This is a genomic window from Paraburkholderia sp. BR10923 (assembly GCF_040948765.1).
Classification (GTDB): domain Bacteria; phylum Pseudomonadota; class Gammaproteobacteria; order Burkholderiales; family Burkholderiaceae; genus Paraburkholderia; species Paraburkholderia youngii.
Window position 1 is genome coordinate 203,549 of sequence record NZ_JBFPKO010000005.1, and the last position, 25,913, is coordinate 229,461.

The window sequence follows — 25,913 nt, forward strand, 5'->3', positions numbered from 1 at the left end:
AACGCGGGCGACATTCTGCAGGAAACGTGCCATTGGCGCGCATTCCACGCGTTGTGCCGATGGAACAACGGTTTGCGCGCGGTGGGCTCGGCCTGGGCGTTCGTGGCACAATCGTTGGAACGTTTCATGAAACGTTTCGCGGAACGTTTCAATAAGGAGAGCCGCGGTGTCCACGTTCACCCCATTCGTCGCGAACCCGAGCCCCGCCGTCGATGTCGGCCGCCCCGGCGTCGCACTCGTCAGTATCAGCCGACTGCAATCGCTTTGCGAGGCGGTAGCGCCGCGCTATGCGGGCCGCGCGAAATTCTTCACGGTACGGGAGGGTTACGGCGCCGCCGTCGCCGCGCTGCAGGCGTACGTGGACGCAGGTTCCGTCGATGTCGTACTGTCCGCCGGCTCGAACGGCGCGTATCTGCAAGAGAATCTCAGCGTGCCGGTCGTGATGGTCAAGGTGAACGGCTTCGACGTGTTGAGCGCAATCACGCGCGCCACCGCCACGTGGCCGCAAGCGCGCATCGGGCTGGTGCTGCATGAAGCGATCGCGCAGGAGCTGGCCGATCTGAGCCCGCTGCTGAATGTCGATCTGCGGCAGCGCGCGTACAGGTCGATCGACGAAGTGCGGCTCGCGGTCGATGAACTCGCCGCGCAGGGCTGCCGCGTGGTGGTCGGCGCGGGCATGGCCTGCGATCTGGCCCAGCAGGCCGGCATGGAAAGCGTGTTCCTGTACTCGCTCGCCGCGGTCGAGGAAGCGTTCGAGCGCTCGGTCGAACTGGCGCGGGTGAGCCGCCAGAAGGAATCGAAGCGGGTGCGCCTCAATACGATCGTTGCGCATCTGCGGGACGGCGTCGCCGCGTTCGACGAAGCCGGCCAGCTCGAAGCCGTCAACCCGGCGATGCTCGACCTGCTCGGTTCAGGCTCAGCACAGGCGGCCCCGCGCTACGACGAGGACACCCCCGCGCGGGTCGGACGCGCGCTCGCGCCGCTGTTGCGTGAGACGCGCGTCGCCGACCAGCCGGTCGACGAACGCATCGAGCAGATCGGCGGGCGCGCGCTGATCGTCAGCTGTGTGCCGATTATCGAGCAGGGCGCGCGGGCCGGGTTCGTCGTGACCGCGCAGGACGCGCTCGTTGCGCAACGGATCGACCGCTCGCTGCGTACCAGCCAGCGGCCGAGGCATCTGGTCGCGCGGCATCGGCTCGACGATCTGATCGGCGCGTCGGTGGCGCTCGAGCGCGTGCGCCGGCTCGCGCGCGCCGGCGCCGCGCACGACGCGACCGTGCTGCTGAGCGGCGAAAGCGGCACCGGCAAGGAACTGGTCGCGCAGGGCATCCATAACGCGAGTCGGCGGCGCGGCAATCCGTTCGTCGCGTTCAACTGTGCGGCGCTGCCCGAGGGGCTGATCGAAAGCGAGCTGTTCGGGCACGAGGAAGGGGCGTTCACGGGCGCGCGACGCGGCGGCAAGCCGGGGCTATTTGAAATCGCCCACACAGGTACCATCTTTCTCGATGAAATCGGCGAAATGCCGGGCGCGCTGCAAAGCCGGTTATTACGAGTGCTGCAGGAACGCGAGGTGATGAAGCTCGGCGCGGGCCGCGCGACGCCGGTCGACGTGCGAGTGATCGCCGCGACGCACCGCGATCTTCATGCGCTAGTCGAGCAGGGCGCGTTTCGCGCGGATCTGTATTTCAGATTAAATCTGCTTCAGATAAAATTGCCGCCGCTGCGCGAACGCCGCGCCGACATCGCGCCGCTGGCGCGGCATCTGCTGGAGCGCAGCGCGCTGCAGTACGGCTTGTCGGCGGCGGCGCTCGGGCGGGTGCTCGCGTTTCTCGACCCGCTTTTCGCGAACTACGCGTGGCCCGGCAACGTCCGCGAACTGGAAAATCTGCTGGCGCGCGCGGCGATTTATATCGGCGACGGGACCAGCGAGATGTCCGGGAACTCGACCGCCGACGCCTTGCCAGACTGGTTGGCGGTGTTTCCCGAGTTCGGCCGGATCAGGCCGGCCGGGGACGAGCGAATCACGGAAGCGTCTCAGGACGCCAGGCCTGGCAGCACGGCGCCCCGCGCCAGCCCCAGCCGCGAGGATGCGCTGCGCGCCCTCGAACAATCCGGCGGCAATCGTGCCGCCGCCAGCCGCGCGCTCGGCATCGGCCGAACCACGCTGTGGCGGCTTCTGAAGGGCTGAAACGCCGCGCCATTCGTCCCGATAGTCTCGACCGACCAAACTAATAGGGCGCGACTATCGAACTCATTAACGCAATCCACTTTACCTATTAAGTGTAGTCTGAGATACTGACTCTACTTTCCAACCACCCTCCAAAGAGGATTCAGCAAATGCCGATCATCAACAGTCAAGTCAAACCGTTCAAAGCACAGGCTTACCACAACGGCGATTTCAAGACCGTCACTGAAGAAGACCTGAAGGGCAAGTGGTCGGTTTTCGTGTTCTACCCGGCGGACTTCACCTTCGTGTGCCCGACCGAACTGGGCGACCTGGCCGATCGTTACGAAGAGTTCAAGAAGATTGGCGTTGAGATCTACAGCGTGTCGACCGATACGCACTTCACGCACAAGGCATGGCACGACACGTCGGACACGATCCAGAAGATCAAGTACCCGATGCTGGCTGACCCGACGCTCGCTATCTCGCGCAACTTCGACGTGCTGATCGAAGAAGAAGGCCTCGCGCTGCGCGGCACGTTCGTGATCAACCCCGAAGGCGAGATCAAGCTGTGCGAAATCCACGACAACGGCATCGGCCGTGACGCTGGCGAACTGCTGCGCAAGGTTCAGGCTGCGCAATACATCGCGGCTCACCCGGGTCAAGTGTGCCCCGCCAAGTGGACGCCGGGCGCAGAAACGCTGACCCCGTCGCTCGACCTGATCGGCAAGATCTAAGGTCCGCGCAGCTCACGCTGCACTCGCAGTCTGCATCTGCCGGGGTCATCCCGGCGCATCACCGCGCGAATCGCCTGCTACGGCGTTTCGTGCGTTCCCCGGGCCCAGCATGTCCTATCCGGATGTGCGCGGCGCCGGGACACCAACACCCCTCGTCACGGAATCGCAACGCCATGCTTGACGCCAATCTCAAGACTCAACTGAAGTCGTACCTCGAAAAAGTTAGCAGGCCTATCGAGCTCGTCGCATCGCTTGACGACAGCGCGAAATCGCAGGAACTGCTGGCCCTGCTGAACGACATCGCGACTCTGTCGGAGCGCGTTACGGTGATCGAGCGTCGCGGTGACCACGAGCGCAAGCCGTCGTTTTCGATCGGCGAAGCGGGCAAGGAAGCGGGCATTCGTTTCGCCGGCATTCCGATGGGGCATGAATTCACGTCGCTCGTCCTCGCACTGCTGCAGGTCGGCGGCCATCCGGTCAAACTCGACGATGCGGTGATCGAACAGATCCGCAGCCTCGACGGCGACTATCAATTCGAAACGTATTTCTCGCTGTCGTGCCAGAACTGCCCGGAAGTCGTGCAGGCGCTGAACGTGATGGCGTTGATCAATCCGCGCATCCGTCACGTCGCGATTGACGGCGCGCTGTTCCAGAACGAAGTCGAAGCGCGCCAGATCATGGCGGTACCGACGATGTTCCTGAACGGCGAGACCTTCGGCCAGGGCCGCAGCGGCGTGAAGGAAATCCTCGCGAAGCTCGACACCAACGCCGGTGCGCGCGCCGCGAAGGAACTGGAAAAGAAGCCGGTGTTCGATACGCTGATCGTCGGCGGCGGCCCGGCGGGCGCTGCGGCGGCGATCTACTCGGCGCGCAAGGGCATCGCGACTGGCGTCGTGGCCGAGCGTTTCGGCGGCCAGGTGCTCGATACGCTGGCGATCGAAAACTTCGTGTCGGTGACCGAAACCGAAGGGCCGAAGTTCGCGACCGCGCTCGAACAGCACGTGAAGGCCTATGACGTCGACATCATGGACGTGCAGCGCGCCGAAGCGCTGATTCCTGGGCGCATCAACGAAGTGCGTCTGGCAAACGGCGCGGTGCTGAAGGCGAAGACGATCATCCTCGCGACCGGTGCGCGCTGGCGCGAAATCAACGTGCCTGGCGAGCGCGAGTACCGCAATCACGGCGTCGCCTACTGCCCGCACTGCGATGGCCCGCTGTTCAAGGGCAAGCGCGTTGCGGTGATTGGCGGCGGCAACTCGGGTGTCGAGGCGGCGATCGACCTCGCGGGTCTCGTGCGCGAAGTAACGCTGCTCGAATTCGGTGCGACGCTGCGTGCCGACGAAGTGCTGCAACGCAAGCTGCGCAGCCTGTCGAACGTGACGATCGTCACGCAGGCGCAGACCACGGAAATCACCGGCGACGGCAAGAAGGTCAACGGACTGGTCTATAAGAACCTCGCTTCGGGCGAAGTGAAGCAGGTCGAACTCGAAGGCGTGTTCGTGCAGATCGGTCTCGTGCCGAACACCGAATGGCTGAAGGGCACGGTCGAACTGTCGAAGCATGGCGAGATCGTCGTCGATGCGCGCGGCGCGACGTCGGTGCCGGGCGTGTTCGCCGCCGGCGACGTGACCACGGTGCCGTTCAAGCAGATCGTGATCGCGGTGGGCGAAGGCGCGAAGGCATCGCTGTCCGCGTTCGATCACCTGATCCGCCACAGCGAAGAAGTCGCGGCTGTCAGCGAAGCGGAAGCCGAAGCAGCAGTTTGATCCGGTAGATCAGAGACGCAAACGGCGGCCCGCGGGCCGCCGTTTCAGTTTGCGCACGAAAAAAGACCCGCTGCATGCGGGCCTTTTTCGTTAGAGCACGGAAATCGATATCAACGCCGGTCGAACGAATACTTGCCGGGGCCGGTCACGCACAACAACAGCAAGCCACCGATGATGCCGATGTTCTTGTAGAAATGAATCATGTTGTCGTATTGCATCGCGCCCGTCATATTCCAGTAGTGGTGGCCGATGATCGCGGTGCCGAGCGTATACAGCGCAAGCAGCAGCGCCAGCGGTCGCGTGAAGAAACCCACCAGCAGCGCGACGCCCACGACCAGTTCCATCACCACCGCGATAACGGCGGACAACTCCGGCACAGGCGCGCCGGTCGACGTCATATAAGCGACGGTGCCGGAAAAGCCGGTCAGCTTCGACCAGCCGAACATCACGAACAGCACCATCAACAGGATTCGAGCGACGAGAACCACAGCGTCTTTCTGGTTTTCAAACAGCGTATAGCGCATGATTTTTCCCGTTAGGGTAGAGAGTTGAAGCTCGCTGAACATCGTCGTCCAGCGAGCCACGTTCAAGATTGAGTCATTAACGGCGCAAGCGGAGCGCTTATGCCCACAGTGCCGAGGTCTCGATGTTGCGCAGGTCGAACACGAGCACTTCCGCGTCGCGGCCCTGCGTGAACGTCAGCGCTTCTTCGCCACGCACCCGTGCCCCGTCGCCCTCGCCAAGCTCCACGCCATTCACCGTGACGCTGCCGCGCGCCACATGAACATACGCATAACGGTCCTTCGCGAGTTCGAGTCGCGCGGTTTCGTCACCGTTGAAAAGACCCGCATACACACGTGCGTCCTGTTGCAATTGCAGCGAACCGTTCGCACCGTCCGGCGACAGCACCAGCCGCAGCACGCCGCGCTTGTCGGCCGCGCCGAAGTGCTGTTGCTGATAGCGCGGCTTCGTGCCTTGCTGAGCCGGCGCGATCCAGATTTGCAGGAAATGCACCGGCTCGCTCTTCGAATGGTTGTATTCGCTGTGCGCCACGCCGGTGCCCGCGCTCATCAACTGGATGTCGCCCGGCACGATCACCGAGCCCGTGCCCATCGTGTCCTTGTGTTCGAGCGCGCCTTCGAGCACGTACGAAAAGATCTCCATGTCGCGATGCGGATGCTTGCCGAAGCCTTGCGCCGGCGCCACACGGTCGTCGTTGATCACGAGCAGGTCGGAGAAGCCGTTCTGCTTCGGATCATGATAGTGCGCGAACGAAAACGTATGGCGCGAGCTGAGCCAGCCGTGTTCCGCGCGGCCACGTTGGTTGGCGTGTCTGATTTCGAGCATGCTGTTTTCTCCTTGAGTTTTGTCGTGTGATCCGGGCCAGATGTTTGGCTGCGATCGATGAATGACAGTGTAGGTCAATCCGGATCGTTATAATCATGGTCAAACCGGAAACACTGTCACAATGAAGTGGACAATACGATGCAACTCGATGACATGCGAATCTTCGTCGCGACCGTCGACGCCCACAATTTCACCGCCGCGGCAAACCGGCTGTCGCTGTCGAAACAGTTCGTGAGCCGCCGTGTGATGGCGCTCGAGGAGGCGCTCGGCGTGCAACTGCTGATTCGCAATACGCGCAAGCTGGCGGTGACCGATCTGGGCCAGGAGTTCTATGAGCGGGCGAGGCGCATCCTCGGCGAGGTCGAGGACGCCGAGCAGGCGATGTCGTTGCGCCGTGCCGGGCCGCGCGGGCTGCTACGCGTGAGCGCGCCGATGTCGTTCGGCATGACGCATCTGTCGCCGCTCGTCGCGGCGTTTCTGCGCGAGCATCGCGACGTGCGCTTCGATATGGAACTGAGCGATCGCGCCGTCGATGTGGTCGGCGAGGGCTTCGACATGGCGATCCGTATCGGCACGCTGGCGGATTCGTCGCTGATCGCGCAAAAGCTGATCGATGTGAGGATGATCGCGTGCTGCAGCCCCGGTTATCAGCGGCGGCGTGGCAGCCCGGCCGTGCCGGCCGATCTCGTGAATCACGATTGCCTGCTGTACGGCCACGGCGGCGCGGTGGGCTGGGAGTTTCGGGTCGACGGCGCGGTCAGGAGCGTCGAGGTGCGCGGGCCGTTGCGGGCCAATAACGGCGAGCTGATTCGCGATTCGGCCGTCGCGGGACTGGGCATCGTCCGGCTGCCCGATTTCATCATCGCCGATGCGCTCGCCAGCGGACAGCTCGTGCCCGTGCTCGAAGCGTTCCTGCCGTCGGCGACGGGCGTCTATGCCGTGTATCCGCAGCATCGGCAAAGCTCGGTCACGATCCGGGCATTCGTCGAGTTTCTGCGCAAGCATTTGAGGAAAAAGCTCGCGGCCGAACCGCGGACGCCCGGCGGCTAAATCTTCTAAACCCCATCAACCGTCGCGGAAGATGAAGCTGTACGCGCTCAACGCCGGCACGCCGCCCAGGTGCGCATACAGCACGCGCGAGCCGGCCGGAAATTCGCCGTTACGGACCTTGTCGATCATGCCGTGCATCGATTTTCCCTCGTACACCGGATCGGTCAGCATGCCTTCGAGCCGCGCGCACAAACGGATCGCCTCGAGCGTGCCGTCGTTGGGCAGACCGTATTCCGGACCGCCGTAGCGCTCGTCGAGCACGATGTCTTTCGCGGTGATGTCGCGGCCCAGCTCGACGCTCTCGGCGGTCCGCTTCGCGATGCGCGAGATCTGCTCGCGCGTCTGCGCCGGTTTCGCCGAGGCGTCGATGCCGATCACCCGATCGGCGCGGCCGTCGGCGGCGAAACCGACGACCATGCCCGCCTGGGTGCTGCCCGTCACCGAGCACACGACGATGTAGTCGAATTTGAAGCCCAGTTCGGCTTCCTGCTGGCGCACCTCTTCGGCGAAGCCGACGAAGCCGAGCCCGCCCAGCGGATGATCCGAGCAGCCGGCCGGAATCGCGTACGGCTTGCCGCCGGCCGCGCGCACGCTGTCGAGCGCGTCTTCCCAGCTCTTGCGAAAGCCGATGTCGAAGCCGTCCGGCACGAGCCGCACGTCGGCGCCCATCATGCGCGACATCTGGATGTTGCCGACGCGGTCGTACACCGCATCCGAGTAATTGACCCAGTTCTCCTGCACCAGCACGCATTTCAGGCCCAGATGCGCGGCAACCGCCGCGACCTGGCGCGTCTGGTTCGACTGGATGCCGCCGATCGTCACAAGCGTGTCGCAGCCCTGCGCGAGCGCGTCGGGGATCAGATATTCGAGCTTGCGGGTCTTGTTGCCGCCGAACGCGAGGCCGCTGTTGCAGTCCTCGCGCTTGGCATAAAGCTTGACCTTGCCGCCGAGATGCTCGCTCAGACGGTTGAGCGGCTGGATCGGCGTGGGCCCGAAGGTGAGCGAGTAGCGGGGGAAACGTTGCAGGTTCATCGCGGCTCCGTGGTGGGTGATTTCCGTGGGTTCATGTTAGAAAAAATCATCGGAAATGAGCTTGCGAAAAAAATCGCGCGCACGTACTTTTAAAAATTAGCGAATGTCTTCTTCCTCATAAAAGTTCGTATACATGGCCACCAGCGCAACAAAAGTTCGTACTGGGTCGAAACCATCCGATCCCCACCACGCGCTCGATCGCATCGATCGGGCGATCCTGCGGCAGCTGCAAACCGACGCGTCCATTTCGAACGTGGCGCTCGCCGCGAAAGTGAAGCTGAGCGCGCCGGCGTGTTTGCGGCGCGTCGAACGCTTGAAGGAATCGGGGCTGATTCGAGGCGTGGTCGCGCTGCTCGACCCGAAGGCGGCGGGCGCGGGCATGCTGGTGATCATCGGCGTGGTGCTCGATCGCTCGACGCCCGAGTCGTTCGCCGAATTCGAAAAGGCCGCGCAGAAGGTGGCCGGCTGCATGGAGTGCCACGTGGTGACCGGCGAGTTCGACTATTTCATGGTGATCCGCACGCGCGACAGCGACAGCTTCAATCGCCTCCACGCGGAGCAGTTGCTGTATCTACCGGGCGTCCGGCAGATCCGCTCGTTCATGGTGCTGAAGGAAATCCTGTCGACCACGAAATTTCCGCTGTAAGCCGCTCGGCCACCCGGCCGCGCAGCCGGCCGCAAAAACGCGCATGCTGTCATAAACGCCGCGCCCGCGCGACCAAGCTTCGGCGCACCCGCGTGCGGCCTGGCTGCACGGTGGCAAGGCGGGGGCGCGCGTCTGCACTTTTTCGGAGCGACCATCATGACTGGCAACAGACCGCAATCCCTTACATCGCTCGGCGGCAACTCGAAACGCTCACGTGCGGCCGCACTGTCGTTGCTGCTCGGCGCCGTCGCCTTCGCGTCGCCGCTTGCGCAGCGCGTCGCGTTCCCGGCGGAGAACGCCGTCGTCATTGCACCGCCCGCGCTCGACGAACCGCTCCCGGCCAGCACCGCGCACGAGGAAACCGCGGTGCTCGCGGGTGGCTGCTTCTGGGGCGTCCAGGGCGTGTTCCAGCATGTGCGCGGTGTCACGCGGGCGGTGTCCGGCTATTCGGGCGGCTCTCGCGACACCGCGCAGTACGAGACCGTCAGCGGCGGCGACACGGGGCACGCCGAATCGGTGCAGGTCACCTTCGATCCCGGCAAGGTCACCTACGGTCAGTTGCTGCAGGTGTATTTCTCGGTGGTTCAGGACCCGACCGAGCTGAATCGTCAGGGGCCCGACAGCGGCACGCAGTACCGCTCCGCGATCTTTCCGCTGAACGACGCGCAACGGCGCGTCGCGCAAAGCTACATCGCGCAGTTGGACAAGTCGCACGTGTTCCCCGCGCCGATCGTCACGAAGACGGAGCCGTACAGGGGCTTCTATCCGGCCGAGTCGTATCACCAAAACTATCTGACCTTGCATCCCGATTCGGCCTATATCGTGTTCAATGACATGCCGAAAATCGCCAACCTGAAGCGCCTGTTCCCCAGCCTGTATCGCGACAAGCCGGTGCTCGTCGAAGTAGGGCAATGACGCGGCCGAACGGTTGCGTCGCGCTCGTCATCAATCTTCCACAGACTTGGCGCATATCTTGCGAAGCCATGCTCCGTGGGCCGTTGTCCGCGCCACCGCGGCGCGCAAGCATCATGCGCAGTGGCCACATGACCGCGTGGGTCACGCGGGCTCGCCGCGCCTCGTGCGCATCGCGCCGCCCGCGACATCGATTGGAAAAATTACACGCCGCAAGTAGCAGTGCGGCGGTCGTCCGTGCTTTTTGGGTCCGCGCTGGACCCCGGGCGAAAACCTAACCTCATCGCGATGAGCGGATCGGAGGCTTCCGGTGGTGAATAGCCGTAGAAAGAAGCGGGGCGCCTCGCCCCGCCATAAACAAACCGGCATCGCGGCGAGCTTCTTCGTCGCCGCGACCTTGAGTGCGATGGCCTGCGTGCCGGGTGTGGTCTTCGCGCAGACGCCGTCGCCGCTCGGCGAATGGCAATACTCGGTGGGCGTTCCGCTGCAGAAGATGTGGCAGCCGAACATTCCCGACTGGCAACTGCGCTTCGGCGTGGCCACGTCGTTCCAGCCGCGCTTCGAGGGATCGGACCGCTATCACCTGGTGGCCGGTCCGAGCATCGACGTGCGTTACAAGGATCTGCTCTTTCTGTCGAGCGGCGAAGGCTTCGGCGTGAACTTCGCGCAGGGCGAGAACTGGCGCATGAGTCTCGCCGCAGTCTACGATCTCGGCCGACGCGCCCAGGACGATCCGCAGGAACTCAACGGGCTCGGCAACATCAACCCGGCGGTCGGTCTGAAGCTCTCGGGCGAGTACGTCATTTCGAAGGATTTTCCGCTCGTGCTGCGCGCCGATATCCGCCGCTATTTCGGCGGATCGAACGGCTGGATCGGCGATCTCGGCGCCTATATGCCGATGCCCGGCAGCACCAAACAGTTCTTCTGGTTCGCCGGGCCGAACGTGGTGCTCGCGGACTCCAAGTACATGAACAGCTGGTTCGGCGTCAATCAGGAGCAGGCCGCTCACTCGCAGTATCCGCAGTATCACGCGAGCGCCGGCTTCAAGTCGGTGGGTTTCGGTGTCAGCGCGATCTGGCTGTTCAGCAAGCACTGGTTCGCGACCGCCGACGGCGCGTTCGAGCAGCTCGTCGGCGGCGCGGGCAACAGTCCGATCACGCGCAGCCGCGCGACCGGTGTCGCCGACGTGTCGATCAACTACCGGTTCTGACGTAGCGCGCCGCGCAGCCCTTGCGCCGCGACTTCGTAGGTATAGCCCTTGCTGACTCCGTAATCGCGCGCCGCGACGCCTTCGTCGCCGCGCGCCCGAACACAAGGAGTCGATTCCCATGGCAGGTAAAGCGAATACCCCGAAGCCCGCGGCCCACGCAAACGGGGCGGCGCAGTCGAACGACGCGAAATCGAACGATCTCGAACGCAATCGCGTGAAGCCGCAAGGCGAGGCGCTGAGAACCAATCAGGGCGTCAAGATCGCCGACAACCAGAACACGTTGCGCGCGGGGCCACGCGGCCCGTCGCTGCTCGAAGATTTCATCATGCGTGAGAAGATCACGCACTTCGATCACGAGCGCATTCCCGAACGGATCGTGCACGCGCGCGGCTCGGCCGCACATGGCGTCTTCAAGGTCTACGAATCGATGCGCGAGTACACCAAGGCCGCGTTTCTGCAGGACCCGGCTACCGAGACGCCGGTCTATGTGCGTTTCTCGACCGTGCAAGGTCCGCGCGGCTCGGCCGACACGGTGCGCGACGTGCGCGGCTTCGCGACGAAGTTCTACACGCAGGAAGGCAATTTCGATCTTGTCGGCAACAACATGCCGGTGTTCTTCATCCAGGACGCGATCAAGTTTCCCGATTTCGTGCATGCGGTGAAACCGGAAGCTCCGAACGAAATGCCGACCGGCGGGTCCGCGCACGACACGTTCTGGGACTTCGTTTCGCTCGTGCCCGAATCGGCGCACATGGTGCTGTGGACGATGTCGGATCGCGCGATCCCGCGCAGCTTACGGATGATGGAAGGCTTTGGCGTCCACACGTTCCGCTTCGTCAATGCAGAGGGCAAGGCGCGCTTCGTCAAGCTCCACTGGCGTCCGGTGCTCGGCTCGTATTCGCTGCTGTGGGACGAAGCGCAGAAGCTCGCGGGCAAGGACCCGGACTTTCACCGGCGCGACTTATGGGAAGCGATCGAACGCGGCGACTATCCCGAGTACGAACTGGGCGTGCAGATCGTCGAGGAAGCGGACGAGCACAAGTTCGATTTCGATCTGCTCGATCCGACCAAGCTGATTCCTGAAGAGCTGGTGCCGGTGAAGATCATCGGCAAGATGACGCTCAATCGCAATCCGGACAACTTCTTCGCTGAGACCGAACAGGCCGCGTTCCATCCGGGGCATATCGTGCCGGGCATCGATTTCACCAACGACCCGCTGCTGCAAGGGCGCTTGTTCTCGTACACGGACACGCAGATCAGCCGTCTCGGCGGCCCGAACTTTCACGAGATTCCGATCAACCGTCCGGTCTGTCCGTCCGTCAACAATCAGCGCGATGCGATGCATCGACAGGCGATTCACGTCGGCCAGGCGTCGTACGAGCCGAACTCGCTGAACGACGGCTGGCCGAAGGAAACCGATCCGGCCGCCGAAGATGGCGGCTTCGACAGCTATCAGGAACGCGTCGAGAGCACGAAGATTCGCGTGCGCAGCGACTCGTTCGCCGATCATTTCTCGCAGGCCGCGCTGTTCTACAACAGCATGTCGCAGCCTGAAAAAGACCATATCGCGGCGGCCTATCAGTTCGAACTGGGTAAGGTGACGAAGCCCGAGATTCGCGCGCGCCAGGTCAACGAGATTCTCGCGAACTTCGACGCCGGTCTCGCCGCGAAAGTGGCCGTTGGACTCGGTCTGCCGGCGCCGAAGCAGGGCACGGCCAGGCTGGTTGGGCCGAAGGCATCGCCGGCGTTGAGTTTGCTCAATCGCGTAAAGCCCGGCATCAAGACCCGCAAGATCGCGCTGCTCGCCGCGCCCGGTTCCGATGCCGCGGCGATCAAACAGCTGCAGCAGGCGCTCAAGGGCGAAGGCGCGACGCCGATGCTGATCGCACCGACGCTCGCCGGCATCGATGACCTCGCACCCGACGCGACGATCGCCGGGCTGCCGTCGGTGATGTTCGACGCGGTGATCGTCGTCGGCGGCGAGAAGGGGGCGAAGGCGCTATCGCAATCGGGCGATGCGAGGCACTTCGTGCTCGAAGCGTTCAAGCATCTGAAGGCGATCGCGGCGCTTGGCGCGGGGCGCGATCTGCTCACGGCCGCGCAGTTGCCGGCGCAGTCGGACGGCGTCGCGACCGGCGAGGACTCGCAGTCGGCCGATGTGTTGAAGGCGTTCCTCAATGCCGCGGGGCAGCATCGCGTGTGGTCGCGCGCGGCGCAGGCGGAATCGGTGCCGGCCTGAGCGGGCCGGGCAGGTTGCGCTGCCGCGTTAGCCGCTAAACGGCGCTGAGCGTAGCCGCAATGCGGCGTGTCGATGATGTGTGTTCGATGCAGGAACCTGGCCGGTGCGAGCCGGCCAGGTTTCTTTATTTGCCGCGCCCTGCCAGCAAGCTCAACCAGCCGCCTTCCGTTACAGGATGAGTGTCGTCCTTGTATGATGACGGCGGTCGCTTCGCGGTACTCAACACCGTGCGCAAACCCCGCAAAATATTCCGCATCGACCCGATTCGCCATGCCACTTACAGAAAAAATGACCGCATCGCAGGCCGTCGATCAACTCCGTTTCCGCCGCATCCTTCGCCGCAATATCGCGCTGCCTTTGGGCGTCGGCCTCGTCACGATGGCGCTGTTCGTCGGCCTGATCGCTTATCTCGTGTCGACAATGAGTTGGGCCGAGCACTCCGAGCGCGTGATCGGCGACGCCAACGAAATGCTGCGGCTCGCGGTCGATCGCGAATCGTCGATGCGCGGCTTCCTGATCACCGGTGACGAGAGTTTCCTCACGCCGTATGAAAACGGCGGCCCGAAATTCAAGGCGCAGCTCGAAACCTTGCAGAAGCAGGTCGCCGACAACCCGCTGCAAATCGCGCGGCTCAAGCAGATCGAGGCGCTGCAGCAGCGTTGGACCCACTTCGCCGAGGAGATCATCGACGCGCGCCGCCGCAATCTAGACTATGAGAGCGCGATCGCAGCGGGGCGCGGCAAGGTGGAATTCGACGAAATACGCCGCGAATTCGGCGATTTTCTCGATGTCCAATTGCGCCTGCGCCAGCAGCGCGCCGAAGCCACGCGCAATGTGACGGCGACGCTGGTCGGCCTGTTCCTGCTGTTCAGCCTCGGCGTCAGCGGCCTGCTCGCATGGCGGGGTCGTCGCGAACTGCTGGACCTGTCACAGACCTACGACGACGTGCTGCGTCAGCAGGACGAGCAGACCACGCTGCTCGAGCAGCAGGTCTGGTTGCGCTCGGGCCAGCGCCTGCTAGCGGACAAGGTCGTCGGCCAGACGAGCGCGCCGCTCGTCGGCCGCGCGATGCTCGAGTTTCTCGCCCAATATCTCGATGCGGTCGTCGCCGCGCTGTACGTGCGCGACCGGCAAAGCGGCACGCTGCGCCGCATCGCCGCGTATGGATACAGCCGCGACAGCGAACAGACCGCCGCTCTGAGTTTCGAGGAGGGCGAAACGTTGGTCGGCCAGGCCGCGCGCTCGCACCGCACGCTGGTGCTGCGCGACGTGCCCTCCGATTATGTGCGGGTCATGTCGGCGACGGGCAGCGGCGCGCCGCGCAATCTGCTGATCCTGCCGATCGACAACGACGGCCAGGTCAACGGCGTCATCGAAATGGGCTTTCTGCGCGAGGTGAGGCCGCGCGACGAAGAGTTCATGGAGCTGATCCGCCACAGCATGGGCGATTTTCTCGAAGCGGCGCTGTATCGCGAGCGCCTGCAGGATGCGCTCGCCGAGACGCAGCAGCTCAACGAGGAGTTGCAGGTCCAGCAGGAGGAGTTGCGGGTCTCGAACGAAGGTCTCGAGGAACGCGGCCGCGCGCTGATGGAATCGCAACGGCGCCTCGAAGCACAGCAGGCCGAGCTCGAACAGACCAACGTGCAGCTCGAGGAATACGCGCAGCGGCTGGAGCGGCAGAAATCTGATCTGCTGCGCGCGCAGAACGATCTGGCGGCCAACGCGGAGCGCCTCGAACAGTCGAGCCGCTACAAGTCCGAATTCCTCGCGAATATGTCGCACGAATTGCGCACGCCGCTGAACAGCTCGCTGATTCTCGCGAAGCTGCTGCAGCAGAATCGCAGCGGCAATCTGACCGACGAGCAGGTGCGCTACGCGGAGACGATCCACGCGTCGAACAGCGATCTGCTCGTGCTGATCAACGACATTCTCGACCTGTCGAAGGTCGAGGCGGGGCAGTTGACGGTCGAACCCGAAACGGTGTCGATCGAGGCGACGCTGCAATCGCTCGACGAAATGTTCCGGCCGATCGCGGCGACCAAGCACTTGCGGGTCGCTTTCGACAAGTTGCCGGGTACGCCGGATACGTTCGTCACCGACGGTCAGCGGCTCACGCAGATTCTGCGCAACCTGCTGTCGAACGCGGTGAAGTTCACCGAGCGCGGCGAGGTCACGCTCGAGGTCGCCAAGGTCGAGGACAACGTGCTGCGCTTCGACGTGCGCGATTCCGGCATCGGCATTCCGGCCGACAAGCTCGACATGATCTTCGAGGCATTCCAGCAGGCCGATGGCTCGACGAGCCGTCAATATGGCGGCAGCGGTCTCGGGCTGTCGATTTCGCGCGAGTTTTCGCGGCTGCTGGGCGGGCGCATTACGGTCGCGAGCGAAGTCGGCAAGGGCAGCGTGTTTTCGCTGTGGCTGCCGCTCGATACGCGCGAGGCCGCGGACAGCGCGATCAACGCGGGCATGGGCATGGGCACGGGCATGGGCATGGGCGCGCAGGCGACGGCGGAAGCGCCGTTGCTGCACACGCCGCTCGACGCCGCGCCCGCCGCGGTGATCTCGCCGGCGAATGGTCTGGCAAACCGGGCGTCGCCCGTCGCATCGCGCGACGCTTTGCAGCCCGGCACCGGCGAGCCCGCTGCTGCGCCAATTGCCGACGATCGCGACAACCGCACCCGCGCAGGCCGTCTGATCGTCGCGGTCGAAGACGATCCGCCGTTCGCCGCGATTCTGCGCGATCTCGTGCACGAACTCGACTTCGACTTCGTGCACGCGAGCGACGCGGCCAGCGGCCTCGCGCTGGTGCGAGACATGCGGCCGGCCGCGGTGCTGCTCGATGTCGGTTTGCCGGACCGCTCGGGCCTCACGGTGCTCGAATGGCTGAAGAACGATCCGCTGACGCGCCACATTCCGATTCATATCGTGTCGGCTACCGATCACGCCGACAAGGCGCTGCACCTCGGCGCGATCGGCTACACGCTGAAGCCGACCGCGCGCTCGACGATGGAGGCCGCGATCCGCCGCCTCGAAGCGCGGCTGCAACAGCGCCTGAAGCGCGTGCTGGTGATCGAGGACGACGCGCCGATGCGTGCAAGCATCCGCGCGCTGCTGCAAAGCGAGAACACCGAGATCGTCGCGGTCGCGACGCTCGCCGAGGCGTTCGAGCAACTGTCGACGGTGGCGTTCGACTGCGTCGTCACCGATCTCGCGCTGCCCGACGGCACCGGCTACGATCTGCTCGAACGTCTCGCCGCCAACACTGCGCATGCATCGCTGCCGGTGATCGTCTACACAGGCCGCATGCTGTCCGACGAAGAGGAGCACCGGCTGCGCCGCTATTCGAAGTCGATCATCATCAAGGGCGCGAAATCGCCGGAGCGTCTGCTCGACGAAGTCACGCTGTTCCTGCACAGCGTCGAGTCGTCGCTCGCGCCGGAGCAGCAGCGCATGCTGCGCACCGTGCGCCAACGCGACAACGCGCTCGAGGGCCGCACGATCCTGCTCGCCGAAGACGATGTGCGCAACATCTTCGCGCTGTCGCACGTGCTGGAACCGCTCGGCGCGAAGCTGTTGATCGCGCGCAACGGCCGCGAGGCGCTCGACGAACTGGAGAGCGGACCGGAAGTGCATCTGGTGCTGATGGACGTGATGATGCCCGAGATGGACGGCCTGACCGCGATGGGCGAGATTCGCCGCAATCCGCGCTTCGCGCATCTGCCGATCATCGCGCTGACCGCGAAGGCGATGGCGAACGATCGCACGCGCTGCCTCGAAGCGGGCGCCGACGACTACGTGTCGAAACCGATCGACGTCGACAAGCTCGTCGCGCTGTGCCGCGTGTGGCTGCGGCAGCGCTGAGAGCGCGAGCGCAAGCACGCAAGCGAGAAACGCGATGAAACCGTCCGCATCTGACGTACCTCAGCGTCTCAGCGATTTCGACATCGAGCTGCGGCTGCTGCTCGAGGCGATCTATCTGAAGTATCAGCACGACTTTCGCCACTACGCGATGTCGTCGCTGCGCCGCCGCCTCACGCAGGCGCTCGATGAATTCAACGTGGAGACGCTGTCGCAATTGCAGGACCGCATCATGCGCGACGGCAACGAGTTTTCGCGGCTGTTCCGCTACCTGACCGTGCAGGTCAGCGACATGTTTCGCGATCCGTCGTATTTCCTCGCGCTGCGCGAACATGTGCTGCCGCGTCTGCGCACCTATCCGTCGATCAAGGTGTGGGTCGCGGGATGCAGCACCGGCGAGGAGCTGTGGTCGCTGAAGATCCTGTTCGACGAGGAGGGCCTCACCGAGCGCACGCTGTTCTATGCGACCGACATCAACCCCGACGCGCTCGCGCGCGCGGAGGCGGGCATCTATGCGCTCGAACGCATCCAGGGCTTCACGCAGAACTATCTGGCGGCGGGCGGTACCCGTTCGCTGTCGGACTACTATCATGCAGCGTATGGCGGCGCGCGCTTTGCCGGCTCGCTGAAAGAGCGCGTGGTGTTCGCCGATCACAGCCTGTCCACCGACGAAGTGTTCCTCGAAGCGCATCTGGTGTCCTGCCGCAACGTGCTGATCTATTTCGATCGCGGCTTGCAGGATCGCGCGTTGGGGCTGTTCGAGAACGCGCTGGTGCGGCGCGGCTTTCTCGGCCTCGGCAGCAAGGAAAGCCTGCGGTTTTCGCGTCACTACGCGGCGTTCGACGAGTTCCGCGCGGCCGAGCGCATTTATCAGAAGCGTTAGCGAGGTCGCGATGCCATCCTTGAACGTCGAACCTGCGATGACCCAGACCGCCGATGCCGGCGGCGCCGCGCACACGCACGCGCCACGCGGTTACGAGCTGGTCGTGATCGGCGGGTCGGCGGGCGGCATCGAGGTGCTCAACGTGCTGCTCGCCGCGTTGCCCGCGCGCTTCGCGGCGGCCGTGATGATCGTCATGCATCTGCCGCCCGATTCGCCGAGCTATCTGGTGCCGGCGCTCGCGCATCGCTGCGCGCTGCCGGTGCTCGAACCCGATGCGGGCGAGCTGCTCCTGCCGGGCCGCGTGCACGTCGCGCCGCCCGGTTACCACATGCTCGTCGAAGTGGACCGCACGGTCGCGCTATCGACCGATGCGGCGGTGCGCTTCTCGCGGCCGTCGATCGACGTGCTGTTCGAATCGGCCGCCGCGGTGTACGGCGAGCGGCTGCTCGCGATCCTGCTGTCCGGCGCCAACGACGACGGCGCGCTCGGCCTCGAACGCGTGCGCGCGCTCGGCGGCACCGCGTGGGTGCAGGACCCCGCCAGCGCCGGTTCGGCGGAAATGCCGCGGGCGGCGATCGCGCGTGGCGCCGCCGATGCGATTTTCAATCCCGAAACCCTGGCCTGGCGCCTTACCGCGCTGCCGACTTCCCTCTGATCCGGTGCCATGACGAACTCACCTGTGAACATCCTGATCGTCGACGACATCGCCCACAACATCACCGCGCTCGAAGCATTGCTCGCGCGGCCCGACGTCGCGGTGCTGGTCGCCGACTCCGGCACCGCCGCGCTCGATCTGCTGCTCAAGCACGAAGTCGCGCTGGCGATTCTCGACGTCAATATGCCCGGCATGAACGGCTTCGAGCTGGCTGCGCTGATGCGCGGCAGCCCGCGCACCTCGCACGTCCCGATCATCTTCCTGACTGCGACCGCGCAGGACGCGTCGCGCACGTTCCGCGGCTACGAGGCGGGCGCGGTCGATTTCCTGTACAAGCCGTTCGATCCGCGCATCCTGCAGTCGAAGGTCGACGTGTTCGTGCAACTGGAGCAGCAGAAGCGCCAGCTCGCCGCGCAACTGGTGACGACGCGCCAGATGCTCGAAGCGAACGAAATGCTGATGGCGGTGCTCAGTCACGATCTGCGCACGCCGCTCGGCGCGGTGCTCGCGTCGGCCGAATACCTGATGCGCACGGCCGCCGACGAGCAGGCCGCGACCGTTGCCGCGCGCGTGAAGAACAGTTCGCTGAGGATGGCGCGGATGGTCGATCAGTTGCTGAACCTCGCGCGCCTGCAAGGCGGACGTCTGCCGTTGCAGCCGCGCTCGATCGACCTCGCCACACTGTGCCGCTCGGTCATCGATGAATTCGCGTCGCAGAAGAGCGGCAAGCAGATCGTGTTCACAAGCACCGGCAATACGGCCGGCGCGTGGGATACCGATCTCGTGTGGCAGGCGGTGTCGAATCTCGTCAGCAATGCGCTGCATCATGGCGCGCCGGACGGTGATATCGGCGTGGAGGTCGATGGCGACGCCGAGGATTGCGTGCGGCTGAAGGTGTCCAATCGCGGCACGATTCCGGCCGAGGTGTATCCGCATCTGTTCAAGGCGTTCGGGTCGAACGGCAACGGCGCGCGCTCGCGCGAAGGGCTCGGGCTTGGTCTGCATATCGTCCAGGAGATCGCGCGCATGCATGGCGGCGACGTCGGCGTCGCATCCAGCGACGAGGCCGGCACGACCTTTACGATCGAATTGCCGAGGGTGGTGGCGTTGCAGCGAGGGTCATTCACTCGGCGATAACGCGTCGCTAATGAGTCGCTCACCGTGGCAGCCCTGCGCCGCGCGCCGGCTGTGCTACGCTTGCCGCAACCCAATCCACGCAGCGCAAGCACGAATCCCCATCATGCGTTCCTGGCGCCTCGCATCACCGCAGCGCAGCGGTCAGATCAGCACCGCGCGCGCCACTGACCTCGTCATGGCGATTTCGCACCCGGATGCCGACGCGCTCGTCGCGAGCATTCTGCAGACGGTGGGCGAATCATTGTCGCTGCCCGTTTCGCAGTGCACGATCTTCGCGTACGAGTTCGATGCGCGGCCGCGTACGGTGTCGGCAGCAGATCATCGCGGCGGGCATTTTCTGCGCGACGTCGCCGAACGCTACGCCGCCCATTTTTATGCGCTGGACGGCAATCGCGCGATCATCGGCCAGACCCACGACAGGCGGCGCAGCGCTTCACGCGATGCGCTGGTGTTGCATCAGCAGCGCGGCGACGAAATCGAGAATGAAGCGTATCGCGCGGTCTGCTACGCGCAGCCGAACGTATCGGACCGGCTGTCGTTGCTGGTGCAGCCCGCGGATAGCGTGTGGCTGTCGATCAACCTGTATCGCGACCGCGCGTACGGCGTGTTCACGCCGGGCGATCTGGAGCGGATCGAAAGCGTCGCGCCGCTGTTCGCGCATGCGGCCAAGGGTCATTACGCGCTGAATGGGCAGCATCAGCAGGGCACCGGCGCGGCGATGCTCGCGCGCGTGCGGCGCGCATGTCCGGCGCTGACGCCGCGCGAACTCGACGCGTTGCGTGGCACGCTCGAAGGCGCGAGCGCCGCCGAGATCGCCGGGCAGATGGGTGTGAAGCCGGCGAGCGTCGTCACGTATCAGAAGCGCGCATATGCGCGGCTCGGGATTTCGAATCAGCGGCAGTTGTTCGCGCTGTGTATGCAGCCCTAGATGCACGATGCGCGCTGCGCCGAAGCGCGGGTCGCCTGGCGCTTCAGACCCGCTTCAAGCCCGCTTCAACTCCGCTTACCCCGCGCGTCGGCCTGCGTCTCCCGATCCCAGCGTTTCAACCACGGCACCACGAAATCCGCGAAACCATCGGCCGATGGCGACAGCGCCCGTTCGGTCGAGCGATACACGCACACCTCGCGAATCGTTTCCGGATCGACGATGCGCTTCATCACGAGCCCGAACGTGCGCGCGAGCGGCGCCACATAGGCCGGCGCGAGCGTGACCGCCAGCCCTTGCGCGGCGAGGCCGAATGCGGTGGTCACGTTATCGACGACATCGACCGGAATGATGCGTGCCTCGACCGGCAGATTGGCGCGCATCTGATCGACCGCGCGCTCGTGGTCGCGGCCGGTCGCGACGATCGGCACGTCGCGCAGATGTTGCCACTGCACGCGGCGGCGAGCGGCGAGCGGATGCGCGGCCGCGCACCACATGACCCACGGACTCGCGAACGCGGCCTCGGAGCGCACGCGCGGCCCGCTTTGCCGGTCCGGGCCGATCGCGAGATCGATATCGCCGCTCTCCACGCGCTCCACCAGTTGCTCGACCACGGTATCGCAGACCCGCACGACCACCTTCGGCTTGCCGCGCGCGTACGCGGCGATCGCCGCGGGCAGCGCCGTCGATGCGATCACGAGCGGCGCGCCGACCCGCACGATGCCGGCCGCGCGGTTGCGGATGTCGTCGGCGGATTGGGCGGCCATGCGCACGTGGCGCAGCACCGATTCGGCCGACGCCAGAAAGTCCTGCCCCGCGCTGGACAGCGCGACACGCCGCGTGGTGCGATCGAACAGCCGGAAGCCGAGCTCCGTTTCGAGTTCGGCAAGCAGTTGGCTGACCGCCGACGAAGTCAGCCCGAGCCGCTCTGCCGCGGCGCCGATGCTGTGCAGATCGACGATGGCGAGGAACGCTTCGAATTGGCGGATCGTGACGCGGGTAAGAGGCATACGATCGATTCTAAAGTAAAACTTACGAATCGTGAAAAATCGATTGATTGTGCGCGGCCCGGCGGCGACCGACACTCGTGCGGGTCGACTTAGCCCGGCAAACCCGCTTAGACTTAAGGTTTGCCCTGTCGTCACGCGGCGCGCGGACGACCGCTACAACAGGCCTGCACAGGCCGCCTTCAAGGACCCGTCATGTTCGACCATATTCCCGCCTATCCGGGCGACCCGATTCTGAGCCTGAACGAAGACTTTCAGCTAGACCCCCGGCCGAACAAGGTCAACCTCAGCATCGGCATCTACTTCGACGACGCTGGCAAGCTGCCGGTGATCGACGCGGTGCGCCGCGCCGAAACCGCGCTCCTCGACGCGATCGGCCCGCGCTCGTATCTGCCGATGGCGGGTCTGCCGCTCTATCGCGACACCGCGCAGGCGCTGGTGTTCGGCGCCAATAACGCGGCACGCGCCGAAGGCCGGATCGCGACGCTGCAAACGCTCGGCGGCTCGGGCGCGCTGAAAGTCGGCGCCGATTTCCTGAAGCGCTATTTCCCCGGCTCGCAGGTGTGGATCAGCGACCCGAGCTGGGAAAACCATCGCGTGATATTCGAAGGGGCGGGCCTGACGGTCAACACCTATCCGTACTACGACCCGCAAACGGGCGGCCTGCGTTTCGCCGAGATGCTAGCCGCAATCGACGCATTGCCAGAAAAGAGCGTCGTGCTGCTGCACGCGTGCTGCCATAACCCGACCGGCGTCGATCTGAGCCCGGCGCAATGGGCGGAACTGGCGCCGGTTTTGCAGCGCCGCAAGCTGATCGCGTTCGTCGACATGGCCTACCAGGGTTTCGGCGCGGGTCTCGAAGAAGACGCCGCACCGGTGCGCCTGCTCGCCGACGCGAACGTGCCGCTGATCGTCGCGAACTCGTTCTCGAAGAATTTCTCGCTGTATGGCGAGCGTGTCGGCGCGCTCAGCGTGGTCTGCAAGAGCGCCGACGAAGCGGCGCGCGTGGCGGGTCAGCTGATGTCGGCGGTGCGGGCGAACTACAGCAATCCGCCGACGCACGGCGCGCGTCTCGTCGCCAACGTGCTCGCCGATGCGACGCTGCGTGCGTCGTGGGAAGCCGAGCTCGGCGCGATGCGCGAGCGCATTCTGGCGATGCGCAACGTGATCCACGCGGGGCTCGACGGACGCGTCGATGAAGTGATGCGCGCGCGCTATGTCGCTCAGCGCGGCATGTTCACGTACACGGGCCTGTCCGAAAGCCAGGTCGAGCGTCTGCGCAACGAATACGCGGTGTACGTGCTGCGCTCGGGCCGCATGTGTGTCGCCGGGCTGAACGCGCGCAACGCGGACTATGTCGCGTCGTCGATCGCGGCGGTGGTGTCGGGCGACTGAAGCCGTCCGGCGGTCCAGCCGCTGTTGCGGCACGCGTGAATAGGGTGGCGGCGCGCATGGCCGCGCCGTCACAACCACAATCATGGAGACACTGACGATGGCCACGACCCTCGAAGCGCAGCCGACAAGCCCGGCCAGATCGGCCGCGATGCATCCGGACGAATGGCAGGCGCGCGTGCAGCTTGCCGCGTGCTACCGGATTTTCGATCTGCTCGGCTGGACCGAGATGATCTACAACCACATCACGCTGCGCGTGCCCGAAACCGTCAGCGGCGCCGAGCGTCACTTCCTGATCAACCCGTTCGGGCTGCACTACAGCGAAGTGAACGCGAGCAATCTGGTGAAGATAGATGCACAGGGGCGGGTGCTCGACGGCTCACCGTATCCGGTGAATCCGGCCGGCTTCGTCGTGCATGCGGCGATTCACGAGGGCTTGCCCGACGCGCACTGCGTGATGCATACGCACACCACAGCGGGCGTCGCGGTGGCCTGTCTCGAAGAGGGCCTGCAGCAGACCAACTTCTATAGCGCGCAGTTGCACGACCGGATCGCGTATCACGACTTCGAAGGCATTACGATTCATGCGGAAGAGGGCCCGCGGCTGCTCGCGCATATCGGCGACAAACAGGCGGTGATCCTGCGCAACCACGGTCTGCTATCGTGGGGACGGACGTTGCCGCAGACCTTCGCGATTCTGTGGACGCTGAATCGCGCGTGCGAAATCCAGATGGCGACGTTTTCGATGGGCCGCGCGCGGCCGGTGCCCGAGGAGATCGCGATTCGCTGCTCGCGCGACGCGTTGCAGTTCGACCCGCGCCACGGCGCCGGGCAGGACGTGTTCGATGCGCTGGTGCGGCGGGTCGACCGGATCGATGCGAGCTACCGGCAATGATTGAAGCCACGCATAAAAGAGCGCGACAATCAACGCTGCGATAAACACAGCAACAGGCAAGGATTCAGGCGATGAAAGTAGCGATCTACGGCGCCGGCTCGATCGGCGGCTGGATGGGAGTAAAGCTCGCGCAGGCTGGGCATCAGGTCAGCGTGGTCGCGCGCGGCGCGACGCTCGACGCGGTGCGCCAGCACGGTCTGCGGCTGATCGAAGGCGGCGTGATCTACGCCGAGCAGGTGAAGGCGAGCGACAAGCCGGCCGATCTCGGCGTGCAGGAGCTGGTCGTAATCGCGGTAAAGGGCCCGGCGATGGCGGCGGTGGCCGCGCATATCAAACCGCTGCTCGGACCCGAGACCATCGTGCTGACGGCGATGAACGGCGTGCCGTGGTGGTTCTGCGACGGCCTCGGCGGCGAGCTCGCCGGTCAGCGCCTGAAGACGATCGATCCCGACGGCGCGATCGCCGGCGCGATCCCGGCCGCGCAGACTGTCGGCTGCGTCGTGCATGCCAGTTGCCTGATCGACGCACCCGGCGTGATCCGGCATCACCAGGGCAATGGGCTGATCGTCGGCGAGGCGTCGGGTAAGGCGAGCGAGCGTGTCGAGTTGCTCGCCGCGCTGCTGCAGGCGGCGGGCTTCCATGCGACGGCCTCCGCGCAGATCCAGCGCGACGTCTGGTTCAAGCTATGGGGCAACATGACGATGAACCCGGTCAGCGCGATCACCGGCGCAACGACGGACCGGATTCTCGGCGACGAACTCGTGCGCGGCTTCGTCACGCACATCATGCTGGAGGCGAAGGAAATCGGCGCTCGCTTTGGCATCCCGATCGACCAGGCGCCCGATGACCGTCACGCGGTCACGCTGAAGCTCGGCGCGATGAAGACGTCGATGCTGCAGGACGTGCAGGCCGGCAAGGCGGTCGAACTCGATGCGCTGGTCGGCGCGGTGCGCGAACTCGGGCAGCTGACGCATGTGCCGACGCCTTATACGGATGCGTTGCTCGGGCTCGCGCGGCTGCATGCCAGTACGTTGGGCTTGTATCCGAAGCAGTGAGGTTGTTGTCGTAACGCCTTCGCTTCGAAGAAGGAAGAAATGCCGCGCGTTGATCGCGCGGCTTTTTTGTGGGCATTCGCAGAATAGCAGGGTGCCTTCAAAACGCATCGAACGTCGCCGTTCTTTAGTCAGCGGTGTAACGACCGCCACGGGCACACGGGCAATTACGCGTCGCTGTGGCCGTCTGCAACTGGGAGACAGCGATGGGTATCAATGTAAATGGCCAACTGCTCGGCAGCGGAGTCGATCTGAATGCGGGCGACTCCGCGTTCTGGTGGGTGGGTCCGATGAACTACGGCGAAATCCTGTGGGCGGCAGCGATCCCCCTGTCGGGACCGCCGTGGGACAAGAACGTCGAAGTCCGCAACCTTTCCAACGATTGCGACGCCGAAGGCAATCGCGTGGTGCTGCTGGAAGTGCATAACAAGAGCGCAACCGACTATGCTTCCTACGGACTCTTCATTGCATGGACCGACGCAATATGAACCTGGCCGCTGTGCATCCGCTCAATTCCATCGAACATGACGAGGAGTCCTCCATGAAGGTCCATATCGAATACGATCAGCAAGGCAATATCAAAGCGATCGCCGTGCTGGCCAGCGGCGGCCAAAAGCGCGGGATGCTCAAGGCGAGCGCTGGCCACAGCATCGCCGAAGTCGATTTTCCCGACGGCAAGCATCCCGGCGATCTCGATCATTTGAAGGAGATTCGCCAGCGCTATCGCGTCGAGCCGCATGCCGGCGGTCATCGGCTCGCGGAAAAATAGTCGGCTCGTTACCGCCTCCAGGGAGGCGGTTTTTTTTGCCTGCGCTAGGCCGCGACGGCAGCTGGCAGCTTCGCCGCTTCGATCAACGACAACGCGCGCCGCGGGTCGTCGAGTTCGGTCAGGCACAACAGCGCGAGGCGCGCCAGATACAGCGACGCCTGCGCTTCGCCTTCGTGGGTCAGCGTGTTGCACAGCGTCGTATAGACGAGGTCGAGATCGGAATCGGTCATGGTGTCG

At 64.7% G+C, this 25,913-nt stretch carries 22 protein-coding genes and 1 pseudogene; 18 read left to right on the forward strand and 5 right to left on the reverse strand.

Annotated features, from left to right (window positions below):
• Positions 1-166: 166 nt before the first annotated feature.
• From prpR to ahpF, 3 genes are all read left to right on the forward strand, one after another.
• A complete protein-coding gene (gene prpR / locus AB3X94_RS11740; RefSeq protein WP_368611599.1) occupies positions 167-2,188 on the forward strand; it encodes a propionate catabolism operon regulatory protein PrpR in 2,022 nt (673 codons plus the stop codon).
• A 149-nt stretch (positions 2,189-2,337) separates the two neighbouring features.
• Positions 2,338-2,901 carry an alkyl hydroperoxide reductase subunit C gene (gene ahpC, locus AB3X94_RS11745; protein ID WP_176106032.1) on the forward strand — a complete coding sequence of 188 codons (564 nt, stop codon included), beginning with the start codon at positions 2,338-2,340 and terminating at the stop codon, positions 2,899-2,901.
• 173 nt (positions 2,902-3,074) lie between these two features.
• Positions 3,075-4,667 (forward strand): alkyl hydroperoxide reductase subunit F, encoded by a 1,593-nt coding sequence (ahpF, locus tag AB3X94_RS11750; RefSeq protein ID WP_176106031.1) that lies wholly within the window; start codon positions 3,075-3,077, stop codon positions 4,665-4,667.
• Positions 4,668-4,777: 110 nt separating this feature from the next.
• On the opposite strand, the gene AB3X94_RS11755 is transcribed toward ahpF, so the two are convergent.
• On the reverse strand, positions 4,778-5,191 hold the full coding sequence (locus AB3X94_RS11755) for a DoxX family protein (protein WP_176123767.1): 414 nt from the start codon (positions 5,189-5,191) through the stop codon (positions 4,778-4,780).
• A gap of 97 nt (positions 5,192-5,288) precedes the next feature.
• Complete coding sequence (locus AB3X94_RS11760) at positions 5,289-6,014, reverse strand: pirin family protein (RefSeq protein ID WP_176106029.1); 726 nt, start codon at positions 6,012-6,014, stop codon at positions 5,289-5,291.
• Positions 6,015-6,152: 138 nt separating this feature from the next.
• On the opposite strand from AB3X94_RS11760, the gene AB3X94_RS11765 reads away from it, so the two are divergent.
• Positions 6,153-7,064, forward strand: coding sequence for a LysR family transcriptional regulator (locus tag AB3X94_RS11765; protein ID WP_176106028.1), 912 nt, complete (start codon positions 6,153-6,155; stop codon positions 7,062-7,064).
• 15 nt (positions 7,065-7,079) lie between these two features.
• Here the strand turns inward: AB3X94_RS11765 and AB3X94_RS11770 are convergent, their stop codons facing one another.
• Positions 7,080-8,096, reverse strand: coding sequence for a 1-aminocyclopropane-1-carboxylate deaminase (locus AB3X94_RS11770; protein WP_368611600.1), 1,017 nt, complete (start codon positions 8,094-8,096; stop codon positions 7,080-7,082).
• A gap of 133 nt (positions 8,097-8,229) precedes the next feature.
• Here AB3X94_RS11770 and AB3X94_RS11775 point away from each other — a divergent pair, with 133 nt between their 5' ends.
• The 9 genes and pseudogenes from AB3X94_RS11775 (at position 8,230) to AB3X94_RS11815 (ending at position 20,564) form a co-directional block, all read left to right on the forward strand.
• A complete protein-coding gene (locus tag AB3X94_RS11775; protein WP_368611601.1) occupies positions 8,230-8,742 on the forward strand; it encodes an Lrp/AsnC family transcriptional regulator in 513 nt (170 codons plus the stop codon).
• 156 nt (positions 8,743-8,898) lie between these two features.
• Positions 8,899-9,657, forward strand: coding sequence for a peptide-methionine (S)-S-oxide reductase MsrA (gene msrA / locus AB3X94_RS11780; protein ID WP_368611602.1), 759 nt, complete (start codon positions 8,899-8,901; stop codon positions 9,655-9,657).
• Positions 9,658-9,964: 307 nt separating this feature from the next.
• Positions 9,965-10,864 (forward strand): MipA/OmpV family protein, encoded by a 900-nt coding sequence (locus tag AB3X94_RS11785; protein ID WP_368611603.1) that lies wholly within the window; start codon positions 9,965-9,967, stop codon positions 10,862-10,864.
• A gap of 106 nt (positions 10,865-10,970) precedes the next feature.
• Positions 10,971-13,103: pseudogene (gene katE, locus AB3X94_RS11790) on the forward strand (catalase HPII); the annotation flags it as partial.
• A gap of 288 nt (positions 13,104-13,391) precedes the next feature.
• Complete coding sequence (locus AB3X94_RS11795; RefSeq protein ID WP_368611707.1) at positions 13,392-16,964, forward strand: response regulator; 3,573 nt, start codon at positions 13,392-13,394, stop codon at positions 16,962-16,964.
• A 34-nt stretch (positions 16,965-16,998) separates the two neighbouring features.
• Positions 16,999-17,844 carry a protein-glutamate O-methyltransferase CheR gene (locus AB3X94_RS11800; protein WP_176106022.1) on the forward strand — a complete coding sequence of 282 codons (846 nt, stop codon included), beginning with the start codon at positions 16,999-17,001 and terminating at the stop codon, positions 17,842-17,844.
• 37 nt (positions 17,845-17,881) lie between these two features.
• Entirely contained in the window at positions 17,882-18,499 is a 618-nt protein-coding gene (locus tag AB3X94_RS11805; RefSeq protein WP_368611604.1) for a chemotaxis protein CheB, read from the forward strand.
• Between the two features lie 9 nt (positions 18,500-18,508).
• Positions 18,509-19,636: a response regulator gene (locus AB3X94_RS11810; RefSeq protein WP_368611605.1), complete on the forward strand. Its 1,128-nt coding sequence runs from the start codon at positions 18,509-18,511 to the stop codon at positions 19,634-19,636.
• A 103-nt stretch (positions 19,637-19,739) separates the two neighbouring features.
• Positions 19,740-20,564, forward strand: a complete 825-nt coding sequence (locus tag AB3X94_RS11815; protein WP_368611606.1) for a helix-turn-helix transcriptional regulator — start codon at positions 19,740-19,742, stop codon at positions 20,562-20,564.
• 65 nt (positions 20,565-20,629) lie between these two features.
• On the opposite strand, the gene AB3X94_RS11820 is transcribed toward AB3X94_RS11815, so the two are convergent.
• Complete coding sequence (locus tag AB3X94_RS11820) at positions 20,630-21,571, reverse strand: LysR family transcriptional regulator (protein WP_176106019.1); 942 nt, start codon at positions 21,569-21,571, stop codon at positions 20,630-20,632.
• A 192-nt stretch (positions 21,572-21,763) separates the two neighbouring features.
• Here AB3X94_RS11820 and AB3X94_RS11825 point away from each other — a divergent pair, with 192 nt between their 5' ends.
• The 5 genes from AB3X94_RS11825 to AB3X94_RS11845 all read left to right on the forward strand — a co-directional run bounded on the left by AB3X94_RS11825 (position 21,764) and on the right by AB3X94_RS11845 (position 25,676).
• Entirely contained in the window at positions 21,764-22,963 is a 1,200-nt protein-coding gene (locus AB3X94_RS11825; protein WP_176106018.1) for an amino acid aminotransferase, read from the forward strand.
• A 97-nt stretch (positions 22,964-23,060) separates the two neighbouring features.
• Positions 23,061-23,855: a class II aldolase/adducin family protein gene (locus AB3X94_RS11830; RefSeq protein WP_368611607.1), complete on the forward strand. Its 795-nt coding sequence runs from the start codon at positions 23,061-23,063 to the stop codon at positions 23,853-23,855.
• Positions 23,856-23,926: 71 nt separating this feature from the next.
• Entirely contained in the window at positions 23,927-24,910 is a 984-nt protein-coding gene (locus AB3X94_RS11835; protein ID WP_368611608.1) for a 2-dehydropantoate 2-reductase, read from the forward strand.
• 203 nt (positions 24,911-25,113) lie between these two features.
• Positions 25,114-25,395, forward strand: a complete 282-nt coding sequence (locus AB3X94_RS11840) for a hypothetical protein (protein WP_176106015.1) — start codon at positions 25,114-25,116, stop codon at positions 25,393-25,395.
• A gap of 53 nt (positions 25,396-25,448) precedes the next feature.
• Positions 25,449-25,676: a hypothetical protein gene (locus AB3X94_RS11845; RefSeq protein ID WP_176110381.1), complete on the forward strand. Its 228-nt coding sequence runs from the start codon at positions 25,449-25,451 to the stop codon at positions 25,674-25,676.
• A 44-nt stretch (positions 25,677-25,720) separates the two neighbouring features.
• Here AB3X94_RS11845 and AB3X94_RS11850 read toward each other — a convergent pair whose 3' ends face one another.
• Entirely contained in the window at positions 25,721-25,906 is a 186-nt protein-coding gene (locus AB3X94_RS11850; RefSeq protein WP_013091772.1) for a hypothetical protein, read from the reverse strand.
• Positions 25,907-25,913: the final 7 nt, after the last annotated feature.